The 20,827-nt window shown below is 41.4% G+C and carries 24 protein-coding genes; 15 read left to right on the plus strand and 9 right to left on the minus strand.

Annotated features, from left to right (window positions below; genetic code table 11):
- The first annotated feature begins 3 nt into the window (after nt 1-3).
- Genes J3L18_RS00740 through J3L18_RS00750 form a run of 3 tightly spaced genes read left to right on the plus strand, consistent with a single transcriptional unit; the run spans nt 4 to nt 1,796 of the window.
- Nucleotides 4-141 carry a hypothetical protein gene (locus tag J3L18_RS00740; protein ID WP_167516053.1) on the plus strand — a complete coding sequence of 46 codons (138 nt, stop codon included), beginning with the start codon at nt 4-6 and terminating at the stop codon, nt 139-141.
- 29 nt (nt 142-170) lie between these two features.
- Nucleotides 171-1,376 (plus strand): hypothetical protein, encoded by a 1,206-nt coding sequence (locus tag J3L18_RS00745; RefSeq protein WP_129571532.1) that lies wholly within the window; start codon nt 171-173, stop codon nt 1,374-1,376.
- A gap of 36 nt (nt 1,377-1,412) precedes the next feature.
- Nucleotides 1,413-1,796 (plus strand): hypothetical protein, encoded by a 384-nt coding sequence (locus J3L18_RS00750; RefSeq protein WP_091166733.1) that lies wholly within the window; start codon nt 1,413-1,415, stop codon nt 1,794-1,796.
- An 86-nt stretch (nt 1,797-1,882) separates the two neighbouring features.
- Here J3L18_RS00750 and J3L18_RS00755 read toward each other — a convergent pair whose 3' ends face one another.
- Entirely contained in the window at nt 1,883-2,290 is a 408-nt protein-coding gene (locus tag J3L18_RS00755; protein ID WP_090528441.1) for a LiaF transmembrane domain-containing protein, read from the minus strand.
- Between the two features lie 408 nt (nt 2,291-2,698).
- Between J3L18_RS00755 and J3L18_RS00760 the strand changes: the two genes are divergently transcribed.
- On the plus strand, nt 2,699-3,589 hold the full coding sequence (locus J3L18_RS00760) for an IS1595 family transposase (protein WP_189549506.1): 891 nt from the start codon (nt 2,699-2,701) through the stop codon (nt 3,587-3,589).
- Nucleotides 3,590-3,625: 36 nt separating this feature from the next.
- Here the strand turns inward: J3L18_RS00760 and J3L18_RS00765 are convergent, their stop codons facing one another.
- The 3 genes from J3L18_RS00765 to J3L18_RS00775 are packed head-to-tail and all read right to left on the minus strand — an operon-like array spanning nt 3,626 to nt 5,720.
- On the minus strand, nt 3,626-4,693 hold the full coding sequence (locus J3L18_RS00765; protein ID WP_129571449.1) for an agmatine deiminase family protein: 1,068 nt from the start codon (nt 4,691-4,693) through the stop codon (nt 3,626-3,628).
- 11 nt (nt 4,694-4,704) lie between these two features.
- Entirely contained in the window at nt 4,705-4,833 is a 129-nt protein-coding gene (locus tag J3L18_RS00770) for a four helix bundle protein (RefSeq protein ID WP_129571451.1), read from the minus strand.
- A 17-nt stretch (nt 4,834-4,850) separates the two neighbouring features.
- Nucleotides 4,851-5,720, minus strand: a complete 870-nt coding sequence (locus J3L18_RS00775; RefSeq protein WP_129571448.1) for a carbon-nitrogen hydrolase — start codon at nt 5,718-5,720, stop codon at nt 4,851-4,853.
- Nucleotides 5,721-5,975: 255 nt separating this feature from the next.
- Between J3L18_RS00775 and J3L18_RS00780 the strand changes: the two genes are divergently transcribed.
- From J3L18_RS00780 to J3L18_RS00805, 6 genes are all read left to right on the plus strand, one after another.
- Nucleotides 5,976-6,935 carry a lysylphosphatidylglycerol synthase transmembrane domain-containing protein gene (locus J3L18_RS00780; RefSeq protein ID WP_129571447.1) on the plus strand — a complete coding sequence of 320 codons (960 nt, stop codon included), beginning with the start codon at nt 5,976-5,978 and terminating at the stop codon, nt 6,933-6,935.
- A 101-nt stretch (nt 6,936-7,036) separates the two neighbouring features.
- Nucleotides 7,037-8,818, plus strand: a complete 1,782-nt coding sequence (locus J3L18_RS00785; RefSeq protein WP_129571446.1) for an aromatic amino acid hydroxylase — start codon at nt 7,037-7,039, stop codon at nt 8,816-8,818.
- Nucleotides 8,819-8,936: 118 nt separating this feature from the next.
- Nucleotides 8,937-9,641, plus strand: a complete 705-nt coding sequence (locus tag J3L18_RS00790) for an SDR family NAD(P)-dependent oxidoreductase (RefSeq protein WP_129571445.1) — start codon at nt 8,937-8,939, stop codon at nt 9,639-9,641.
- 68 nt (nt 9,642-9,709) lie between these two features.
- Nucleotides 9,710-11,143 (plus strand): PAS domain S-box protein, encoded by a 1,434-nt coding sequence (locus J3L18_RS00795; protein WP_129571444.1) that lies wholly within the window; start codon nt 9,710-9,712, stop codon nt 11,141-11,143.
- Nucleotides 11,144-11,235: 92 nt separating this feature from the next.
- A complete protein-coding gene (locus J3L18_RS00800) occupies nt 11,236-12,669 on the plus strand; it encodes a DUF4932 domain-containing protein (protein ID WP_129571443.1) in 1,434 nt (477 codons plus the stop codon).
- A 36-nt stretch (nt 12,670-12,705) separates the two neighbouring features.
- Nucleotides 12,706-13,374: a DUF6624 domain-containing protein gene (locus J3L18_RS00805; protein WP_129571442.1), complete on the plus strand. Its 669-nt coding sequence runs from the start codon at nt 12,706-12,708 to the stop codon at nt 13,372-13,374.
- Nucleotides 13,375-13,472: 98 nt separating this feature from the next.
- Here the strand turns inward: J3L18_RS00805 and J3L18_RS00810 are convergent, their stop codons facing one another.
- Nucleotides 13,473-13,958 carry a rhodanese-like domain-containing protein gene (locus J3L18_RS00810; protein ID WP_129571441.1) on the minus strand — a complete coding sequence of 162 codons (486 nt, stop codon included), beginning with the start codon at nt 13,956-13,958 and terminating at the stop codon, nt 13,473-13,475.
- 41 nt (nt 13,959-13,999) lie between these two features.
- Here J3L18_RS00810 and J3L18_RS00815 point away from each other — a divergent pair, with 41 nt between their 5' ends.
- Nucleotides 14,000-14,617: a class I SAM-dependent methyltransferase gene (locus J3L18_RS00815; RefSeq protein WP_129571440.1), complete on the plus strand. Its 618-nt coding sequence runs from the start codon at nt 14,000-14,002 to the stop codon at nt 14,615-14,617.
- Between the two features lie 177 nt (nt 14,618-14,794).
- Here J3L18_RS00815 and J3L18_RS00820 read toward each other — a convergent pair whose 3' ends face one another.
- The 3 genes from J3L18_RS00820 to J3L18_RS00830 all read right to left on the minus strand — a co-directional run bounded on the left by J3L18_RS00820 (nt 14,795) and on the right by J3L18_RS00830 (nt 16,488).
- A complete protein-coding gene (locus tag J3L18_RS00820; protein ID WP_129571439.1) occupies nt 14,795-15,274 on the minus strand; it encodes a hypothetical protein in 480 nt (159 codons plus the stop codon).
- A 160-nt stretch (nt 15,275-15,434) separates the two neighbouring features.
- A complete protein-coding gene (locus J3L18_RS00825) occupies nt 15,435-15,887 on the minus strand; it encodes a hypothetical protein (RefSeq protein WP_129571438.1) in 453 nt (150 codons plus the stop codon).
- Nucleotides 15,888-16,149: 262 nt separating this feature from the next.
- Nucleotides 16,150-16,488: a single-stranded DNA-binding protein gene (locus J3L18_RS00830; RefSeq protein WP_091166759.1), complete on the minus strand. Its 339-nt coding sequence runs from the start codon at nt 16,486-16,488 to the stop codon at nt 16,150-16,152.
- A 151-nt stretch (nt 16,489-16,639) separates the two neighbouring features.
- Between J3L18_RS00830 and J3L18_RS00835 the strand changes: the two genes are divergently transcribed.
- On the plus strand, nt 16,640-17,002 hold the full coding sequence (locus J3L18_RS00835; RefSeq protein WP_091166760.1) for a hypothetical protein: 363 nt from the start codon (nt 16,640-16,642) through the stop codon (nt 17,000-17,002).
- A gap of 13 nt (nt 17,003-17,015) precedes the next feature.
- On the opposite strand, the gene J3L18_RS00840 is transcribed toward J3L18_RS00835, so the two are convergent.
- Complete coding sequence (locus J3L18_RS00840) at nt 17,016-17,189, minus strand: hypothetical protein (protein WP_189549455.1); 174 nt, start codon at nt 17,187-17,189, stop codon at nt 17,016-17,018.
- A gap of 83 nt (nt 17,190-17,272) precedes the next feature.
- Here J3L18_RS00840 and J3L18_RS00845 point away from each other — a divergent pair, with 83 nt between their 5' ends.
- The 3 genes from J3L18_RS00845 to J3L18_RS00855 all read left to right on the plus strand — a co-directional run bounded on the left by J3L18_RS00845 (nt 17,273) and on the right by J3L18_RS00855 (nt 20,675).
- Nucleotides 17,273-18,829 carry an amino acid permease gene (locus J3L18_RS00845; protein WP_091166763.1) on the plus strand — a complete coding sequence of 519 codons (1,557 nt, stop codon included), beginning with the start codon at nt 17,273-17,275 and terminating at the stop codon, nt 18,827-18,829.
- A 97-nt stretch (nt 18,830-18,926) separates the two neighbouring features.
- A complete protein-coding gene (locus J3L18_RS00850) occupies nt 18,927-20,090 on the plus strand; it encodes an MFS transporter (protein ID WP_129571437.1) in 1,164 nt (387 codons plus the stop codon).
- Between the two features lie 12 nt (nt 20,091-20,102).
- Entirely contained in the window at nt 20,103-20,675 is a 573-nt protein-coding gene (locus tag J3L18_RS00855; protein WP_091166768.1) for a MarC family protein, read from the plus strand.
- The last annotated feature ends 152 nt before the right edge of the window (nt 20,676-20,827 follow it).

Below are 20,827 nucleotides of genomic sequence, written 5' to 3' on the forward strand. Positions count from 1 at the left end.
TAGTTGAGCCAAACAAAAACTGGCGACGTATTTAAAGAAATCGGTGAAGGGGGATGTTTTGGCGGTGAAAAAGTTGCGGTTGATTTTTTATCATCCGGCAAAAATAAAAATTTGTATGTTGCGACGGTTTTTTATCTATAAATAACCATACTAAACTTTATCATATTAAGATGAAACAGGACTTTAGCCCATTCCGCGGCACTGTGTTTGAAAAGGAATACACCCTCAGTATTGGATGGAAAATATTTTTATACATCTTTATTGCGACGATGATTATCGGAGGGGCTTATCTGACTTATACTTCTATCGCCGATAAAAGTTGGTGGCTGCCGTCAATCGGTATTGCGCTGATAGCGCTGGGTATTTATTGTTATCTCGAATTAAAAGCAAGTAAGATAATTATATCCAATAACGGTATAAAAAGAGTAGGATATTTTAGCAGCCGGGAACTGTTGACGAATGATATTAAAGGTTACGATACCGCCCAGGGTAAAAGGATAACGATACGGCCTGTCGATAAATCAAATAAAGCAATAGTTTTAAGCGATTACAGCTACTTTTCTGACCATCGCGGGATATTGGAATGGATATTGGCAAATTGTAAGGATCTTGATGCCGAACAGGAACGGATAGGAATTGAGGAGATCCAAAACGACGATAGTTACGGCTACACCGGCGAAGAGCGGTTGGCCGAGTTAAAACGGTTAAAGCGATTTTGCTCGTACTTTAATTATGCCGGAGCAGCTGTGTGCTTTTGGGTGTTTATGTATCCCCGGCCTTATGATTTTGCTGTTTTAACAGGCATTGTATGGCCTTTAGTAGTGATGTTTGTGTTTTATTCAAAGAGAGATGTGGTTACGCTTAACAGTGCCGATAGGAAGAAACAGGCTGTATATCCATCACTGAACACTGCATTTATACTGCCGCCGTTTGCGCTTCTGGTAAGAACTTTTGTTGATTTTAAATTAATGCATTTAACAGATGCACTTTTGCCTGCAGCCGTAATTATGATTGTTTTAGGCGCAGCTTTTATTGGGATAATAATGAGCGCGAAGGAAAAAGCACGTAACAACAGAACTACCTGGTTCAGCGCTGTGATGTTTGTTCTGTTATATGGTTTTACAGCACCTATCCTGATCAATTGTAATTTTGATTACGCCGAACCAAAAGTGTACACAGCACGGGTGCTTAACCAAAGGGTATTGACGGGGAAACATACTTCATATGAATTAACACTAAGCAAATGGGGGCCGAAAGAAAGCGAAGAAACCGAAGTATCCAAATCGCTTTATTACCAGGTCAAAGTTGGGGATACTGTATACATAAATCTAAAGCCCGGACTTTTTAAAATGCCATGGTTTTATGTCAGTAAATAAGTTGGTAAATTAAGGGCTCAAATCCGGTCAAACTCAATGAAAATACTGGCGATATCAGCAGGCATATTAATAGCAATATTATCTGTGCTTGGAATGCTGAATTGTAAAGCACAGTTGCAGATACAAAATGAAGGAAGCATTGTAAAAATGAAAATAATTGAGCTTCCGGGCGTGTGTAGTGGAACTAAAGCTAAGTACTTTATGAAAGTATTTTATGAGGGGGCGACATACTCAAAGCAGATAGGCGCAAATTTTTGTGAGACGCACCGGGTAGGGAAAAATATAGAGATGAAGTATTTAAAAGGGAAAGATCAGATTCTTTTTCCTGAAGAAGATGTAATAGGTAATTTAATTGCCGCCACCGCAATATGCCTTTTGGGTATATTTATTATAATATACGCACTGAAAACACTGCAATAAGCTCTACTTGCCCGCGGTTTATATAAAACAAAAAGCCGGGGCTTTTTAAAAATGCCCCGGCTTTGATATATGATGGATGATTGAGTTTAAGCTTCGGTTTTGGGTTGTTCAAAGTCGAAGTGTTGTTTAGCTTTTTCGTTCTTTTCCCAGAAGTCCCGGTCGGTTTGTTTGGCCGGTTTGATGGCTATCCAGGTGCCAAGCAGCATCAATGCAATTGGCCAGGTTATACGGTCGGCGTTATAAACGTTATCATTTACCAGGAATATGATGCCTAACAGTATCATAAAGATCCATGATGGTTTTTTAAAGTCATGTTTGGCACCCATGTAAGCGCCCCAGGCTATGAACCACATTGGCCAGCTAAAAAGCCAGTCGGGAATTAGGAAGGCATTCAGCTGATCTATCAGAAATAAACCACCGGCGGCCAGTAAAATTATTCCTAACATGATTTTGCCATTTCTTTTGTTTTCGGTGTTTATTATATCGTTGTTCATCGCTTTAAGTTTTAATGTTACCCAAATCTACAGCGATGGGGCAGGCAGGTCAATCAATTGTTGGCGATGTAAGGGGAGATGTCGGTAAAGTAGGGGATAAGGGCGGTGAAAAAGAAGCGGAGCGGCAAGAGCCAGGAAGTCAAGATCAAAGAAGCAAGAAAAGAAGGAGTAGGTTCTTATTCAAAAATCAAATTGTCATACGACAGAGCACCGGAAGGAATGAGCGCCCGAGCGAAAGAGAAATCTTATGCGCCATATATCTCACAGCAAGGTGTATAAGATTTCTCCTCACACCACCCCATGCCCCCACCGGTTCGTCGAAATGACAATTTTTGATCAAAAAAGAACCCTCTCCTTTGGAGAGTAATAGCCCATGAAAAGGCAGGAATAATTTGTATATTTATGATAATGAATATCATAGAGACGATTAAGCGTTTTCCAGATCAGTCCAGTTGCATAGACTATCTTGAAGGATTAAGATGGCAAGGATTGCCAGAATGCCCGTATTGCAACAGCAAACGGAGCAGCAAGCGCCAGGAAAGCCAACGGCATATTTGCAATAGCTGTAACCGCAGCTATAGCGTTTTGGTCGGCACTGTTTTCGAGGGCACCAAACTTCCTTTGCCGCAATGGTTTTTGGCTATTTCATTAATGCTGAATGCGAAAAAGGGGTTATCTGCACGTCAGTTAAGCAGGGATCTGGGATGCAATCGTAAGACAGGCTGGTATTTGCAGATGCGGATACGGGAAGCCATGCGGGACGGCGGGGATGGCGGTTTGTTTAAGGGTATTGTTGAGGTAGATGAGACTTATTTAGGTGGTAAAAAAGCCAATCACTCAAAGAAAAAGCGGCAGGAAAGGCGCGATAATAATTTGCAGGTCACCGGCATGCAGGATAAACAGCCCGTGATTGGGTTATTGGAGCGGGATGGCCGTCTAAAGCTTCAGGTCATAGATAAGGCACATGGGAAAACGCTCAAACCCATTGTTGAACAATCAGTGAGCACAGATGCTACTATTGTAACGGACGGCTTTGGTGGATATGCCGGTTTAAATAAAATATTCCGTGAACATCAGGTATTAAACAAGGAAAAAGAAGAGTATGCCCGGGGAGAGTATCACACCAATACGATTGAGGGCTTTTGGACATTGTTAAAACGGGGGATATATGGTCAATACCATAAAGTATCGCTCAGACATTTGCAATCATACCTGAATGAGTTCACATTTAAATATAACAATAGAGGCAATAACCAGGTGTTTAACTTTTTAATTAACAAAATGGCTACTGCCTCTTGATGGGCTATTACTCTTTGGAGAGGGCAGGGTGAGGTCTTATTCCGGTTCTTGCTGGCTCAGGCAGTGGAAACTGCCGAGGCCCCAGATAATGTCGGTGCTGTCAATGCCTAATACCTTGCGGTCGGGGAAGCATTGGGTTAATATATCGAGTGCCTTATCATCGTTCTTTGAACGGTAAGTAGGCACAATCACGGCCGAGTTGGCAATGTAAAAATTAGCATACGATGCCGGTAAACGGGTATCGTCATAAACAACAGCGTCGGGCATGGGCAGCTCCACAATGTTAAGCTGTTTGCCGTTAAGCAGGCGCATTGTTTTCAAGGTTTCGAGATTTTCCTGTAGGATGTGGTAGTTCTCATCATTCTTATCTTCCTCCACAACGGTAACTACGGTATCTTCGTTTACAAAGCGGGTGATATCGTCGATATGTCCGTCGGTATCATCTCCTACAATACCATCACCTAACCACAGGATCTGCTCGGCGCCGTAGTAGTTTTGCAGGTAGCTCTCAATTTGTTGCTGGTTAAGCTCCGGGTTCCGGTTTTTGTTGAGCAGGCAGGCTGTGGTAGTTAATATAGTGCCTTTGCCGTTAAAGTCGACCGAGCCACCTTCCATTACTATGCCGGGATTAAATACCGGCAAACCGAAGTGGTTACCAATTTTGGTAGGGATCACGTCATCCAGGTCAAATGGAGGGTATTTGCCGCCCCAGGCGTTATAACCCCAGTCTACGATAGCTTTTTGACTTGTAGTTGGGTTGATCAAAAACGCCGGACCGTGGTCGCGGCACCAGGCATCATTGGTCGGGAATTCAAAGATCTCTATTTTGTTAAGATCAACACCTGCGTTTTGCAACTGGAAAATCACCGAGGCTTTCATATCAGCATCAGTCACGTTAATGCGTACCAGTTCGCCTTCGGTAACAATCTTTATAAACTCAATATAAGGCGCGTAAATGGTATCGATCTTGCCAGGCCATGATGCCTCTTTGTGAGGCCAGCTTAGCCAGGTAGCCGTATGTTTAGCCCACTCGGCAGGGAAATGGAAGCCCTGCGAAGCGGGGGTAAGTATAATTTTGTCCATAGTCGATAGTCGATGGTCCATGGTAGAAGGTTTTATAGTGTATTTCTCAAAGCTGTTATCATTTTACATAATGCCTGGTATTCATTATATAATTTATGAAAATCATCTTCCTTAATAATTTTTCGTTTTTTGGCAATAAACAGACACGCTACAACTTCAATGGCTGATGGACCATGGACTAATCTTCATCTAACAGTCTCTTTGTTATCGGCTGATAAGAATCTATACGACGATCTCTTAAAAACGGCCAGTGGCTGCGGTAGTAATCCGATTTATCCAGATCAAGTTCCTGTACTATAACTTCTTCCAGATCATGTGATGTTTGGTGTATAATAGCACCAAATGGGTTAGCAAAGAACGAACCGCCCCAGAATTTTACACCGGCTTCCTCGCCAACACGGTTCACGCTTACTACGTGTATACCATTAGCTACCGCATGCGAACGTTGAATGGTTTGCCATGCGTTGTATTGCTCAACGTTGGTAGCTTCGTCTTGAGTGGTAGCCCAGCCAATTGCGGTTGGGTAAAATAATATATCGGCACCCATTAAAGCGGTGATACGGGCTGCTTCAGGGTACCATTGGTCCCAGCAGATCAATACACCTACACGGGCAAATTTGGTGTTAAATACTTTGTAACCCAAATCGCCAGGCGTGAAGTAAAATTTTTCGTAAAAGCCCGGATCATCAGGAATATGCATTTTGCGGTATTTTCCTAAATAGCTTCCGTCGGCATCAAGCACGGCAGTGGTGTTGTGGTAAACACCCTGAGCACGTTTTTCAAATAACGAAGCAATGATTACCACATTCAGCTCGGCAGCAACTTTTGAAAGCTCATCGGTTGAGGGACCAGGGATAGCTTCGGCCAGCTTAAAATTGTTGTAATCTTCTTCATCGCAAAAATAAAGTGAGGTAAAAAGTTCCTGTAAACAAACTATTTGCGCGCCTTTAGCAGCGGCTTCCCTTACTTTAACAATTGCTTTCTGCAGGTTCTGCTCTTTATCAGCAGTACAGCTCATTTGTACTAAACCAACTTTTACTTTACTCATCTCCAAAAAATTTGCGCAAAAATAACACTTTGTTGTCAGGATTTTACCGATTTGATGTTATGATTACACAGCGTTGAATATTTGATTACAATGGCCATGGTTTAATTATTTGAGCTATGAATTATCCTGGTAAGAATAGCCCGTAATAATTAACTGATTTACTGGTTTTAATGTTTGTGAAAACAAAATGAAGAAAAATTGTTAATTGACTATCCCGTACATCCAAATAAAAAAATAACATAGCTTTGCAGCCGAATGACACAAACAGAAGACATCATTGACGAAGGTGCCGAACACAAAACCTGGAAAGGTAAGCTTTGGGGCGTTATAAAAGTAATCCTTATCATAGCAGTAACCGGGGGGTTGCTTTACTATGTATTCAGTAAGGTTCCGTTTGCGAAAATTAAATATCGCTTAATCCATGCCGACCGCGCCTGGTTAGCTGCCGCTATTGCCTGTTATATCGGGTCGATGTTTTTTTCATCATGGCGGTTATTAAGCTATTTCAAATCCATCGGTTTACGGTTAGACTGGCGCTTCAACCTGCGCCTGTATTTTCTTGGCTTGTGCTATAATGTGCTATTGCCCGGCGGTATCGGCGGCGATGGTTACAAAATTTACCTGCTGCACAAACGCTATCATTTGCCTACAAAAAAAGTGTTCTGGGCCATCCTGTTTGACAGGCTTAGCGGCTTTTGGGCCATAGGGGCCATTGTAGTTGGTTTGGTAATTTTAATACCAAGTTTCCCCTATCACCTGGCCTGGCCGCTTGGTATAGTATCGGTTGGTTCTGTGATCTATTACGCTGTAGCCCGCAAATTTTTTAAAGAATATACCCACAACTTTATACAGGCACATTTAAAAGCTATAGGTGTACAAAGCATGCAGTTGCTCGCCATTGTTTGCTTGCTGCTTGCGCAGGACTTTAACGGTAAATTTGCTCCATATCTGCTGTCATTTCTTTTCTCATCTTTAGCTGCAATTATTCCGTTCAGTTTGGGAGGCGGAGGCGTCCGCGATGCATTGTTCCTTACACTGGCCCGTCAGTTTAACCTGGCCGAAGATATGGCAGTTTATTTGAGCTTGGGGTTTTACCTCATCTCAATTATCGTAGCTTTATTGGGAGTGTATTATGTATTAGCTCCTAAGCGGCTGGATGCCGGGCTTAAAAAAGGCGAAGAACCAAAATTGGAAAATCATCCAATAGAAGAATAATATTCTGCCGCTGTTTTAATTTCAGAATAATAAACTGAAACTTGTTTTCATGGCAACCATCTGCTAAACTTGGCGTTGTATTATAAATCGCCAGTTTATCAATGAGCCATTTTAATGATTTTAATAATCCGCAAGTTGCGGCATTGCCCGGTCATTTAAAACAATTTATAGTCGACCAGCACTACGAGCATTATACGCCTATCGATCATGCGGTGTGGCGCTATGTCATGCGCCAAAATTATAGTTATCTAAAGGATGTTGCTTACTACCCGTACATTCCCGGCTTGCAAAAAGCAGGTTTAACTATTGAACATATTCCCGATTTACAGGAGATGAATGACGCCCTCGGCAAAATTGGCTGGGGGGCTGTTACGGTCGACGGCTTTATCCCGCCGGCAGCCTTTATGGAGTACCAGGCTTACCGGGTGCTGGTTATAGCTGCGGACATTCGCCAGTTAAAACATATTGAATACACCCCGGCGCCCGATATTATCCACGAGTCGGCAGGGCATGCGCCCATTATTGCCGATAAGGATTATCATGAATATCTGAGCTATTTTGGATCGATAGGGGCCAAGGCCATGTTTTCGGCACAGGATTTTGAGCTTTATGAGGCTATCCGGGCTTTATCGATATTAAAAGAAATGCCCGATGCCAATGAACAGGAAATCCTTAAAGCCGAAGAGCTGGTAACTTATTGCCAGGAGAATATGGGTGAACCTTCGGAAATGGCGTTGCTAAGCCGCTTACACTGGTGGACGGTAGAGTACGGCTTAATAGGCACTCTTGAACAGCCAAAAATCTATGGTGCAGGCCTGCTTTCATCTATCGGTGAAAGTTCAACTTGTATGAATAAAGATGTTCAAAAGCTATGGTATACTATTGACGCTGTTAAATATCCTTATGACATCACCAAGCCACAGCCCCAGCTTTTTGTAACCCCCGATTTTCAAAACCTGATCAGCGTGCTGGAAGAGTTTGCCAACACTATGTCGTTCAGAAAAGGAGGGGCTTATGGTTTACAGAAAGCTGTTGAAAGTAAGAACATCTGTACGGCTGTTTACAGTTCGGGCTTGCAGGTTTCGGGTAACATTATCGATTTTAATACAGATGCAGCCGGCAAACCTTATTTTATAAAAACCACCGGCCCTACCGCGCTGGCTCTGAACAATAAACAGTTAAGAGGCCATGGTAAAGATTATCATAAAGATGGTTTCAGCTCGCCGGTTGGCAAATTGAAAGGCTATCACGATACATCTTTGGAGGATTTTTCGGAGTATGACCTGAAAGCGGCGGGTATAATAAAAGGGCTGGGAACCGAACTGCATTTTGAAAGCGGGATCACCGTAAAAGGCATTGTTAAAAATATCCTTTCAGAGGCTGGCAAAATCTGCCTGGTCACTTTTGATAACGTAACCGTTACTGATGATAATGGAACGGTGTTGTTTGATCCGGCCTGGGGCGTTTATGACATGGCTGTTGGCGAAGAGATCATTTCGGTATTTTGCGGAGCGGCTGACAGGGAGGCTTATGAAACCATTGTTTATAAATCCAAAACAGAAACATACCACGCCCGGCATGACCATAAAACCAAAGAACTGCACAGGCTTTACCAGCAGGTACGCAATTGCCGCACAAATCATGGCGATTATGGCTTTTTAGGCAATGTATGGCAGCAACTGCAAAAAGATCATCATGACGACTGGCTTTGTGCCCTGGAGATACTGGAAATACTTGACCATGAAGGCGTAGACCCGGTGTTAGCAGCCGAAATCAAGCATTTTCTTGAAGAGAAGGGCCGTAGCGAGCCTGAATATGGTAAGCTCATCAGCGACGGCTTTTACCTGATTAAGCACCCGGTTGAGCAAAAATTGGTAGTTTAGCGTTGATTTATCATCTTAGAGGATAAATCACGCGTCATTGTGAGGAACGAGGCAAGTACGCGTGGGAAATGAAATTAATAATAAATAATCATTCCCCCTTTAGGGGGTTAGGGGGCATATGAACATCATAATAACCGGCGCCAGCAGCGGCGTGGGCTTTGAAGCCGTAATTGAACTGATACTTTCGGGCAGCCATAAGGTGATAGCGCTGGCCCGTTCACAGGATAAACTGGAACGTTTGCTGGAGATAGCACATGGTTTAAACCCCGATTGCCAATTGTTTGCCTTGAAATTTGATATAGTGCATGATGATTATGAAGGTTTGCAGCAGTTTATAGCATCGCATTTTGATAACCGGGTTGATGTTTTGATTAATAATGCAGGTGTGCTTATCAATAAAGCGTTTACCGAGTTACGCGAGTCGGATTTTGTAGAGATGCTGCAAAGCAATTTTATTGGTCATGTACGTGCTATCCAGGCGTTGCTGCCTTTAATGCCTGCGGGTTCGCACATTGTTAATATTGGCAGCATGGGAGGATTTCAGGGAAGTGCTAAATTTCCGGGCCTCGCGGCTTACTCAGCAAGTAAATCAGCATTGCATACGCTAACCGAATGTTTAGCACAGGAGTTAACCAAACAAGGGATCAAAGTAAATTGCCTGGCTTTAGGATCGGCGCAAACCGAGATGCTGGAACAAGCTTTTCCGGGTTATCAATCGCCCGTAATGGCGTTTGAAATGGGTAAATATATAGCTGATTTTGCTTTAACCGGGAGTAAATTTTTTAACGGGAAAATAATACCCGTAGCAGCAAGTACTCCCTGAAATATTAGATAATATTGCAAACATTTTTTATAACTTAGTTATTATAAATATGTTTATGCCTGCTGCGTATGGACACAAGGTTTACGTCACTCTTTACTCATTCAAAAGATATTTTTTTTGTCATGGATATGAATGGCGTGATCATGCATACCAATCATGCTTTTCGTAATATCCTTAACTATAGCGATGATGAATTAACAGGCATCAATATCGAGGCCCTGTGCCATCCGGCAGATAAAGAACGCCAGGCAGAATCACAGGGCAGCCTTCTGCTTAATAAAAAATTAGTTGGTTACCAAAGCCGTATTAAAGCAAAAGACGGGTGTTACTTTAGTATTATCTGGTCGGTAATATTGAATGAGGATGATAACCTGATTTATTCAAGCGGTAATACACTTGCCGGTATGATTGCCCAATCGGCAGATGATATTGTACAACATACCATTCAAAGCCTTAATGAAGGTTTTATTGTACTTGATGCCAGCTGGAATATAATTTCCTTTAACCCGGCCTTCCAGGCCATGACTAACCTTAGCTTAACCGAACTTGATCAGGCCAATTTTATGGAGATTAAAAGTCTTGGTTTAACTGAAAGGGTAGAGAACGAGTTTCAACTTTCATTAACCTGCAAAAAATCAACACAGGTACAATATTTAAATGCAAATTCAAACAGTTGGCTTCGCATCAATATATACCCATATCAGGAACATCTGGCTGTTTTTGTACGTGATATAACGGAAATAAAAATGCAGGAATGGGTATTGGAGCTTGAAAAGAGGGTGCTGGAGTTAAATGCTGCATCGCAATACACACTGGCACAATCTGCAGGCGAACTGCTTATGGGAATTGAAAGGATTTTCCCGGATATGATCTGTTCTGTTTTGGAAGTTGATGATGCACAGGAAAAATTGCATACGCTTGCCGGTCCGCGTCTGCCGCAGGCTTATAGCGATCAGTTAGAAGGCTTATTAGTAGGGCCAAATGTAGGGTCGTGCGGTACGTCGGCATTTCACCGCAAGCAGGTTATTGTAAGTGATATCGAAAATGATCCCCTGTGGGGCGATTATGTGGGGCTTGTTAAACCCTACGGCCTTAAGGCTTGCTGGTCATCGCCGGTAATGAGTTCAAAAAATACCAAAGTTTTGGCCGTGTTTGGCATTTATTACCATACAGTACGTGAGCCAAATGATGATGAGTTGAGTATTATTGAGCGCACTGTAAATATTCTGAGAGTGCTGATAGAAAGCAAAAAGACCGAAGATAATATACGAGAACAAAATCATAGGCTGCAAACCATAGCCAATATCAGCTCGCATGAGTTGCGCAAACCGGTTGCAACTATTTTAGGTTTAGTTAATTTGTTTGATAATGAAGATCTTCAAAACCCGCTCAATAAAGAGATTATCGGGCATATTGATACAACATCGCAGCAACTTGACGGGGTTATTCATTCTATTGTGGAAAGAACGGCATATATCAGGGCTTCCAAGGCTGATATGTAAGTAGTGCTTTTAATCGGTAGTTATATTTTTTATACCTTAAAGTAAATAATAATGTAGGGATTTCTTATATTAGGATTCTAATACAAAAACCTATGCGCCTTTTATTTACACTTATCACATTATTGACCTTTAATGCTGCTTTTGGACAAGCAGTAACCGAAACTTATCCCAAAACCCTATTTTGCCCCGACGATTCGATCAGGCTTAGTTTTTCAAAATTTCCTGGAAAAGAAGCTTATTGCGTCAGCGGCCTCAAAACCAGTCCTGGTACTGATGCCACAACTGGCATATATGCTACTTTTTACTACGGGAAAGATTCGGTGAAGATAAACTATCATAATAACCTGCCATACGGTCACGTAGTATACATTAAGCTTGAATCGCCAAAAGGTAGTAGTACTTTAAGACTTCACTTTAACGAGATATCTAATTCCTTCCCGAAAGCTTATATGGCAAAAAATCTTAATAATATACAATTTGATATCCCCGAACCTTATGAGCTGGCCAATATAATCTGGACGCTTTCGCCTACCGGGCAAAAAGCTACTGATCTGAACAAAGAAGGTGATTACTATAAAAAGGTGGTAACTTGGTTTAAACCTTATATGGACCACAAATTGTTTAAAGCGTTGAGTTTCCCGGATAGTCTTTACGGCAGTAAATACTATGAGTTTCGGGAAAATAGCTTTGCTTTTAATTTCCAGGATACCGTGCACGGTTCAAAAAATACAAAGCTGCTTTTCAACGGACCTTACTATTATGTTTACGGTGATGAACTTGCTGATAGCAGCCTGTTTGGAAAGCTTAAGCCATTGGTTGAAGATTTTGCCGCAAAGTCTAACTTCAGGAAGTTCTATCAGCAAAATTTACCTTATTACCGGCAACAACTTGCACGTCAAAAAACACTATTACCGGTGAGGCAAATGTGGACCTGGCTTGAAAATCAATTTCCGAAACGGAAGTACCAATCATACAGGATAGTATCCTCTCCGCTTATTGGCGGTTCGCACAGTACACAGCGTTATGCTACCTATGACTACGACGAAAATAAGCTGTTTACCGAAAATGCGATGTTTATATGCGGCACAGACAGGTATGACCGTGAAAAAGAACTTTCCGAAAAACAACGCGAAGGTTTAATGACAGGCATTGTATTTACGGAGATTGATCATAATTATATTAACCCTACAACAAGTGTATTCGCTAAGCAAATTGACAGCATATTTTCAAAGCGCTCTGTTTGGGCCAAGACAGGTAATAGCAGCGATTTTTATGGAAACCCTGTCAGCGTGTTTAATGAATATATGACCCACGCCGCTTTTTGTCTTTATATAGCTGATAATTATGATAAGCAGGTAGCTGATTATGTGATTGAACGTCGCGAAGCACTAATGGTAGAGCGTCGGAATTTTATCCACTTTAAAGAATTTGATCAGGAACTGTTACGCTTACACCGCCAAAACAGAAACTTAAAAACAGCCGATCTTTATCCCATGATTGTATCCTGGTGTAAAACGCAGATATAAGTAATCAGCAAATGAGTGGATATAAGCCTTTGCAGAATGAAATATTTGATTTGCATTAGTTTCTTCTTATTTGTGTGTGCAGCTTCTTTTGCGCAGGTTACCACATTCACCATTGACAGTAGTAAGTTAAACAGATCGTTAATGATTGTTTTGGATTCTGTTTATCAATCAGATCAATCTGTTAGAATAAAATATCTGTGGGCAAAAAGAGATAATGCACAAATCAATGTTGCCGATAGCCTGCAAGAAGTTATGCATAAAACCGACAGTCAAAATTTGATCAGGGTGAATACTATACTAACAAAGTATGGTTGGCTGGGGCCGCAAAAAGTAGGTATTACGGGAAGTCAGGCACTGTTCCTGGTAATCCAACATGCCGATTTGCAAACGCAGCAAAACTATTTACAAATGATCAGAGCTGCGGAGAAAAATGGCGAAATACTTTCAAGCAACCTTGCTATCCTTGAAGACAGGATCAATATGCGGACCGGCAAGAAACAAGTTTACGGTAGCCAGGGATTTACAGATAAACAAACAGGCAAGATATTTATCTATCCTATTGCTGATGTTGATCATTTGGACGAGCGACGTAAAGCAATGGGGATGCCACCAATGAAAGATTATGTTAAAAACTGGGACGCCGGGAAATATAAGAAGCAACTGCCCGAGATAGAGAAATTAGCCGGGGAGCAGGTTGTTAAATGACAATACCTGCATGGATGGAAATACATTATAATTAAAATAAGGTTTCCTCTAAAACGATGCAAGGCCCTTAGTAATAAAGCAAGGGCTTTGTTTATATGCTATTTATTCGTTTGTTTCTTAGCTATCGGATATCCTCTGGAAATCCAATTAGTTTGTAAATTTGTAGGAAGATCGAGCACTTTAATCTGAGTGAAGCCATTTTTCGACAATTCTTGATAGGCAGGCTGAATGTTGGGGCATTTGGTAAAAGGACAGCACCCGCAGTAAATAACTACAGGCTTATGCTTAGGTAAGTTTGTTAATAGTTGCCGCAGTTTTGTCATGTTCCGTTCATCGCTCACTGCACCTATATGTAAGGCTCCAGGCAAATCTTCAACTGCTCCAATGTTCAGGATTGCTATCTCTTCCTTTCCCGACTGCATAACACCAGCCAAAACAGAGGGTTCAAGTAATTCACTCTTTTTCCAGGGATATCCGATTTCGGGCATCTTTAAGGGTTGATTTGATATTTGCGCTTTGGTTTGGAAAGATATTGATATAAGGAAAAATAAACTTATAAGTGAGATGGAGAAAATGTGTTTCATTTTAATTATCTGATATTTGCTGTCAAAGTTCAGAATTATTTATGAAAGAAAATAGGCAAGGGCATTGGGAGCATGTCTACGCAACAAAATCATCTAATGAGGTAAGTTGGACACAAACCGTCCCACAAACATCATTAAATTTCATTCATAGTTTCAACCTTCCTAAAGATGCCAAAATCATCGATATTGGAGGAGGCGACAGCAACTTGGTTGACCATCTTTTGAATGAAGGGTATCGTAATATTTCGGTGCTTGATATCTCCGAAGCCGCACTAAACCGCGCAAAGATGAGACTTGGACCGAAGGCCAATTTGGTAACATGGATTGTTTCAGAAATCACCGAATTTAAGCCATCAGAAATTTATGATGTTTGGCATGATCGCGCCACTTTCCATTTTTTAACCACGCAGCAACAAATTGCGTCATACATTTCCATTGCGCGCAACGCAGTTAAACGTAACCTTATTGTAGGTACATTTTCAGAGAATGGCCCTGAAAAATGTAGTGGCCTTTCGGTAAACCGATATTCTAAGTTGCAACTGGAGCAGGTCATGTCTAACGGTTTTCAAAAACTAAAATGTATCAACGAAGATCATATTACACCATTTAATACGGTGCAAAACTTTACATTTTGCAGTTTCGAACGATGCTACACATGAAAATAGCTCTTTTTCTAACGCTATGTATATTATAAAATAAGTTTCCTCTGTGTGTTCGCAGAACAAACCTGGATGCTATCTATATAGTTGGGCAACTTAGGTTATTGACTATTATTTCTAAAATGTGTAAGTTAATATTATATCCTGATTAAACAAATGCTTTCCTAATTGCGATTATCATTGGTTTTCGTCGTAAATCCGAACGTAATTTGCAAATTCCGTATTTTGTAAGGCTACTTCAATTACAGTCTTAGCTAAGTCAAAATCTATTACTAAACAGCAAACTTCCATTGTTCCGCCACCAGTACTTCCGCCGTCACAATGTCCAAGACCTGTCCATCCTAAAACCTCGTCCATTTTGTTTTGAAGTCTTGTTCTTTTTTCAATGTCTTCTGGAGTCCCCATGCCTTCAATTATATATTCGATTAAAAGTGTGTAGTGATCATCTATGTCAACGTGTCTATAACCTTCGTCTATTTTTTTGTTTATGATCGTTTGGATTTTTTTTCGAAAGCTTGATAGCAAGCTTGAATGTATTTCTTCATTTTGCCCTACTTCGCCGACAATTCCCCAGTGAATTAATCCTGTTTTATCATCTTTATCCCAGGTTTCCCAATAGTTTATCACCGCGGCATCTTTTTTATATAACTTTAACATGTATCAAGCGTTAAGTATTTAATTACTATTTGTTGTCATTCGTTTTTAGACGATATCTGCGCCCGCATACCCTCGGGATTAAGCCTCTGCGTTTGATCGATACCTTTAATTGAGGGTCTATGCTTACGTGGTTTGTAATTCAAGCGAAGATGCTTGCACTTTAATATATGTTTTTCTTAATCAGTCGGTGACTTCTGAATTCAATAACGTTTTTCGCAAAACAATCTACAATAGCATATATTGTGGCGGTTGTATAGTTTCGGGCTTTTGAGTCAACGGGGTGATAGCTTCCTCCAATAACTTCAAAAATTAATGGGATGTCTTCTCCTCTTATACCTTCAAGGTAACTTATAAAAAAACGTAATGCATGTTCAACCGCCTCTTTGGCTCCCCATTCATCAGGTAATTGGGCACTGTTTAAATTCCAAATCATCTTGGTATCGTACTCCAATGATTTGTAGATTTTGATTTCAATATGTCCATAATTTTCGTTTTGCCTTACGTACAGCCCTTTTCCTTCAACAGGGCTTAAATCCCAATCTGATAAGTGCTTATTTATATGGAAGAGTCTATGGGCTTTCATCATTACTCCATATAGTCGAATTTCTTTCATGGTTCAAGATAGCTAAGTAAATCTAATCATAATCAGCAAGACTAAGTGTTTGAAAGAATTCCATTGACGTATTTGACGACAAAGAACATCAAAGTAATAACAAAAATAAGTTTCCTATACGTTCTTATAAGAACAAGCCATGACGTTGTCCTGTCGTATAGGAAACTTGGGATTATTCATCCTTTGGAGATACCAAACCAACCGCGTTCACAGGTTTTACCCGCCAATGCCCTGTAGCCTTAGGCACCTCGCCCTTTTCTTTTCAGCCTTTAACGCCCACTTTTAAAAATTCGTTAACCACTATTTCGGATACGTAACGTTTAATGCCATCCTTATCGGTATAGTTGCGGTTGGTCAGTTTGCCTTCAATGGCCAACTCATCGCCTTTTTTAAGCAGGTCTTCGGCAAGTTTGGCTTGTGTGCCCCAGAAAATCAGGTTATGCCATTGGGTATCGGTTATTTTTTCGCCTTTATCATTTTTATAGCTTTCGTTGGTGGCGATGGAAAGGCGTACCATTTTTTTATTGCTGTCGAATACTTTTACTTCCGGGTCCATACCTAAGTTGCCTACCAGGCGCACACTGTTTCTTAATGAGTTCATCGTTTTAATATTTACTGTTTAATGTTTGTTTAAATTAACGATACAAAGGTGGGGAGGGCAAGAAAATTTAACCGGATATTAACCGTTTATAGTCGATAGTATCCGTTTGTAAGCGTTTGCAAACGGATAAATTAATCGCTATCTTTATGTCATGAACCAGGAAAGAGTATGCTTAGATTGTGGTACACCACTACAAGGCCGTGCCGACAAAAAGTTTTGTAATGATCTGTGCCGCAATAATTATAACAATCAGCTTAACAGTAACAGCTATAACCTGGTGCGTAATATCAATAATATCCTGCGCCGTAACCGCCGTGTGCTGGAAGAGTTGAACCCAACCGGCAAAACCAAAACAACCCGTAAAAAACTCACCGCAAAAGGTTTTGATTTCGACCATATTACCAGCCTCTATCAAACTAAAACCGGGTCGACCTATTTTTTTAATTATGAGTACGGCTACCTGTTATTAGATAATGATGAAGTATTGCTGGTGAAACGGGAAGGGGAGCAATAACAGTGGGCAGTTTTCAGTGAGTGGCAGTAACAGTTTGCAGTGAGCAGCAGTTCGCTGTAAGATTTGCCGGTTTATTTGCTTTGAGCTTTAGGCGTTCTGCATTCAGCTTTAAAATCTGATTCTCTATAGATTTAATAGCATTTAACAGTTTAATATTTTGATAATTAATACTTAACTGTTGTTTCATTCGGCGCTTTATGTTTTCAATAAATTTAAGTACGTTTGGGGAAATGTAAATTTTTAATTTTTGACTGATCTTACTAATTTAAAATGAAATTATTTATTAAAAAACCGATTGCTCAACTAATGGCTGCTTCGGCAGAGACGGAGAAGTCGCTCAAGAGAACCTTAGGCGTTGGCTCACTTATAGCACTCGGTATCGGCGCAATTATAGGTGCCGGTATTTTCGTTCGTACGGCAGCCGCGGCAGGTGAACATGCCGGCCCTGCGGTTACCATCTCTTTCCTTATAGCAGCCGCCGGTTGCGCCCTGGCCGGATTGTGCTACGCAGAATTTGCCAGTATGATCCCCATCGCAGGATCTGCTTATACCTACTCTTACGCTACCATGGGCGAGTTTATTGCCTGGATCATTGGCTGGGATTTAGTGCTTGAATACGCGCTTGGTGCCGCTACAGTTGCAATTGGCTGGTCGCAGTATTTTAATGAATTTTTAACCACTTTCTTTAACGTGCATATACCATACGCATGGTCGCACTCGTTTATGGAAGTGTCAAATACCACTGCAGGTATGTACGCCGCCGAAATGGGTACAAGAGGTATCGTTAACCTGCCGGCTATTCTGATCCTGTTCCTGTTAACGCTGTTATTGATTCGTGGTACTGCAGAATCGGCAGTTGTGAATAATATCATCGTAATTGTAAAAGTTGCCATAGTATTGATGATCATTGGTTTAGGATGGCATTTCATTAACCCGGCTTTCCATACCCCATATACCATCCCTGCCGATGCAGGTAAAATTAAAGTGAGTGCCGGAGTAGTTGACTATGCCGATACCTTTAATCACGGATGGCTTGGCGTATTACGCGGAGCAAGCGTTGTGTTTTTCGCATTTATCGGTTTTGATGCTGTTTCAACTGCTGCTCAGGAAGCTAAGAACCCGCAGAGAGACATGCCAAAAGGTATTTTGATATCATTGGTGTTTTGTACAGTACTTTATATCTTATTCTCGCATGTGTTGACTGGTTTAGTGTCATACAAAGATTTCCTTATCCAGGGTAAAGAAGCTTCAGTAAGCTATGCTATCAAAACCGCTATGCCTGGTTACGGTTGGTTGGCGTCATTTGTTACTGTATCTATACTTGCGGGCTTCTCGTCTGTGATCCTGGTAATGCTTATGGGCCAAACACGTGTATTTTATACCATGAGTACAGACGGTTTAATTCCTAAAGTATTCTCAAAACTACATCCTAAATTCCGTACCCCTTATAAATCACAATGGTTATTCTTTGTGTTCGTATCATTATTTGCCGGTTTTATTCCCGATAAATATGTAGGCGACATGGTAAGTATCGGAACGCTTTTCGCTTTTGTGCTTGTATGTATAGGTATCCTTATCTTAAGGAGAACCGATCCCGACATTGTACGTCCGTTCAAAACCCCGGCTTATATGATAGTTTGCCCGCTTGGTGCCCTCATATGCCTGTGTATGATTGCGAGTGAAGGCTGGGAAAACTGGGCAAGGCTTATTGTTTGGTTATTGATCGGTTTTGCCGTTTACTTTGGTTACAGTATCAAACGTTCGCACGTACGCCATGGTAAAGTTGAAGGCGCTAATAACCCTATCAACCCTAAATTTGTTGAGTAATCATAACAATGTTATCATAAACAAAAAAGGTTCTGAATTTTCAGAACCTTTTTTGTTACATTCTCTTTTTATACCAGTAAACCAATAAAACCGCTTCATGAAGGGGGATAAAAACCTGTGGGTATTAGTATTTGTATGTATCATCAACTCGTTAGGGTTCGGCATTATTGTACCGATACTTTACTCTTATGGTAAAACCTTTGGCGTTACCGGCGAAACATTAGGCATCCTCACCGCTTCCTTTTCAGTAGCTCAGTTTTTTGCCACGCCGGTGTTGGGTTCCCTGTCTGATAAATGGGGGAGGAAGCCTTTGCTAGTGATCAGCCTGGCAGGTACATGTATTTCCTTTATCCTTTTTGCCGAAGCCCGGAGCATGATCATGCTTTTTGCAGCCCGCATCCTTGATGGGCTTACCGGCGGTAATGTATCCGTGGCGCAGGCCATGGTATCGGATACGGCTAAACCCGATAACCGTGCCAAAAGGTTCGGCATTTTGAGCTCGGCCTTTGGCTTTGGCTTTGTGATTGGGCCGGCTGTGGGCGGCTTCCTGAACAGGTACGGTATGCAGGTACCTTTCTTTTTTGCGGCGGGCATTTCACTTATAGGCACACTTTGCAGCCTGTTCTTTTTAAAGGAAACCAACCCGCCCGATAAAACGAAAAAGAATTCAGAAAAAACTAAATTTTCGTTTACCTCGCTGATAACTACCCTTAAACGACCGGTTATCGGCACAGCTGTGTTTACCGGTTTTATGCTTACCATGGCGCAGTTTACCATGATCATAGCATTTCAAACTTTTACTGTTGATGTACTGAAGATCAACCCCACGCAGATCGGTATTCTGTACGCAGGTTTCGGCGTGAGTGGTATTATCATGCAGCTTTGTGTGCCACTGTTCACCAAATGGTTTTCATCTAAATCAATGATCCTGTTGCTCTCTACTTTTCTTTGCCTTGCGGCGATGTTTGTAACCGGGCTCACCAATCATTTTATTCCTTTTGTTATAGGTATTTGTATTTATGGCTTGTTTAACGGTCTGCGTAATCCTATGCTCAACGCGATAATTGCCGATCATATTGATCATCAAGAGCAAGGCAAAATATTGGGCATCAATCAGTCATATGCTTCCATTGGTCAAACCCTTGGTCCGGTTACGGCCGGCTTTGCAGCTTTGCTATCGGTACATGCTATTTTCTTCTTATCTTCATGCTATATTTTAGCTGCGTTGCTGCTAAACATCCGGTTAAAGAAAAAAGAATAAATTTAAGAGACCATGCCGCACCCATTTATTTTTAAGGAGATCATTTCGGTTACGATGATCCTTTTTGCTATTATTGATATTTTGGGTGGTATACCGGTAATTATCCAGCTCAGGCAACGTGTCGGTCATATCGAGTCGGAAAAGGCCAGTATAGCCGTGCTGGTGCTTATGGTAACCTTTCTTTTTATAGGGGATGAACTGTTAGCTGTAATAGGTCTGGATATTTCTTCATTTGCGATAGCGGGCTCACTGGTGATTTTCATTATAGCCATGGAGATGATCTTAGGTGTCGACTTTTTTAAAGAGGAATTACCACAGGCTGCATCCATTGTACCACTGGCTTTCCCGCTTATTGCAGGCGCCGGTACCATGACCACGTTGCTCTCCCTTAAATCGCAATATCAAACGCAGAATATCCTTGTAGGTATTGTACTGAATACTCTTGTGGTTTATTTAGTACTTAAAAACGTAAAATGGCTTGAAAGGCTGCTTGGTCCGATTGGTTTAAGCGTGCTGCGTAAGGCCTTTGGGATAATTCTTTTGGCGATAGCTATTAAGCTGTTTAGGAGTAATACGCATTTGTAGATATCAAATATATACTACATGTCATTGCGAGGAGCAGCCGGGGAATGTGCGCAAAGGGCGCCGTGGCAATCTCGTAGCTAATGCATATTAGATTGGCATGATGGTCATTAACGCGACGAGATTGCCGCGCTATGCTCGCAATGACATATTTT

Source organism: Mucilaginibacter gossypii (assembly GCF_017569325.2).
Classification (GTDB): Bacteria; Bacteroidota; Bacteroidia; order Sphingobacteriales; family Sphingobacteriaceae; genus Mucilaginibacter; species Mucilaginibacter gossypii.

Excerpts from the sequence above, each read along its gene's own strand:
- J3L18_RS00745 (WP_129571532.1), top strand. The coding sequence starts at position 171 with ATGAAACAGGACTTTAGCCCATTCCGCGGCACTGTGTTTGAAAAGGAA.
- J3L18_RS00750 (WP_091166733.1), top strand. The coding sequence starts at position 1,413 with ATGAAAATACTGGCGATATCAGCAGGCATATTAATAGCAATATTATCT.
- J3L18_RS00755 (WP_090528441.1), bottom strand. The coding sequence starts at position 2,290 with ATGAACAACGATATAATAAACACCGAAAACAAAAGAAATGGCAAAATC.
- J3L18_RS00760 (WP_189549506.1), top strand. The coding sequence starts at position 2,699 with ATGAATATCATAGAGACGATTAAGCGTTTTCCAGATCAGTCCAGTTGC.
- J3L18_RS00765 (WP_129571449.1), bottom strand. The coding sequence starts at position 4,693 with ATGGACCATCGACTATCGACTATGGACAAAATTATACTTACCCCCGCT.
- J3L18_RS00775 (WP_129571448.1), bottom strand. The coding sequence starts at position 5,720 with ATGAGTAAAGTAAAAGTTGGTTTAGTACAAATGAGCTGTACTGCTGAT.
- J3L18_RS00780 (WP_129571447.1), top strand. The coding sequence starts at position 5,976 with ATGACACAAACAGAAGACATCATTGACGAAGGTGCCGAACACAAAACC.
- J3L18_RS00785 (WP_129571446.1), top strand. The coding sequence starts at position 7,037 with ATGAGCCATTTTAATGATTTTAATAATCCGCAAGTTGCGGCATTGCCC.
- J3L18_RS00790 (WP_129571445.1), top strand. The coding sequence starts at position 8,937 with ATGAACATCATAATAACCGGCGCCAGCAGCGGCGTGGGCTTTGAAGCC.
- J3L18_RS00795 (WP_129571444.1), top strand. The coding sequence starts at position 9,710 with ATGGACACAAGGTTTACGTCACTCTTTACTCATTCAAAAGATATTTTT.
- J3L18_RS00800 (WP_129571443.1), top strand. The coding sequence starts at position 11,236 with ATGCGCCTTTTATTTACACTTATCACATTATTGACCTTTAATGCTGCT.
- J3L18_RS00805 (WP_129571442.1), top strand. The coding sequence starts at position 12,706 with ATGAAATATTTGATTTGCATTAGTTTCTTCTTATTTGTGTGTGCAGCT.
- J3L18_RS00810 (WP_129571441.1), bottom strand. The coding sequence starts at position 13,958 with ATGAAACACATTTTCTCCATCTCACTTATAAGTTTATTTTTCCTTATA.
- J3L18_RS00815 (WP_129571440.1), top strand. The coding sequence starts at position 14,000 with ATGAAAGAAAATAGGCAAGGGCATTGGGAGCATGTCTACGCAACAAAA.
- J3L18_RS00820 (WP_129571439.1), bottom strand. The coding sequence starts at position 15,274 with ATGTTAAAGTTATATAAAAAAGATGCCGCGGTGATAAACTATTGGGAA.
- J3L18_RS00825 (WP_129571438.1), bottom strand. The coding sequence starts at position 15,887 with ATGAAAGAAATTCGACTATATGGAGTAATGATGAAAGCCCATAGACTC.
- J3L18_RS00830 (WP_091166759.1), bottom strand. The coding sequence starts at position 16,488 with ATGAACTCATTAAGAAACAGTGTGCGCCTGGTAGGCAACTTAGGTATG.
- J3L18_RS00835 (WP_091166760.1), top strand. The coding sequence starts at position 16,640 with ATGAACCAGGAAAGAGTATGCTTAGATTGTGGTACACCACTACAAGGC.
- J3L18_RS00840 (WP_189549455.1), bottom strand. The coding sequence starts at position 17,189 with ATGAAACAACAGTTAAGTATTAATTATCAAAATATTAAACTGTTAAAT.
- J3L18_RS00845 (WP_091166763.1), top strand. The coding sequence starts at position 17,273 with ATGAAATTATTTATTAAAAAACCGATTGCTCAACTAATGGCTGCTTCG.
- J3L18_RS00850 (WP_129571437.1), top strand. The coding sequence starts at position 18,927 with ATGAAGGGGGATAAAAACCTGTGGGTATTAGTATTTGTATGTATCATC.
- J3L18_RS00855 (WP_091166768.1), top strand. The coding sequence starts at position 20,103 with ATGCCGCACCCATTTATTTTTAAGGAGATCATTTCGGTTACGATGATC.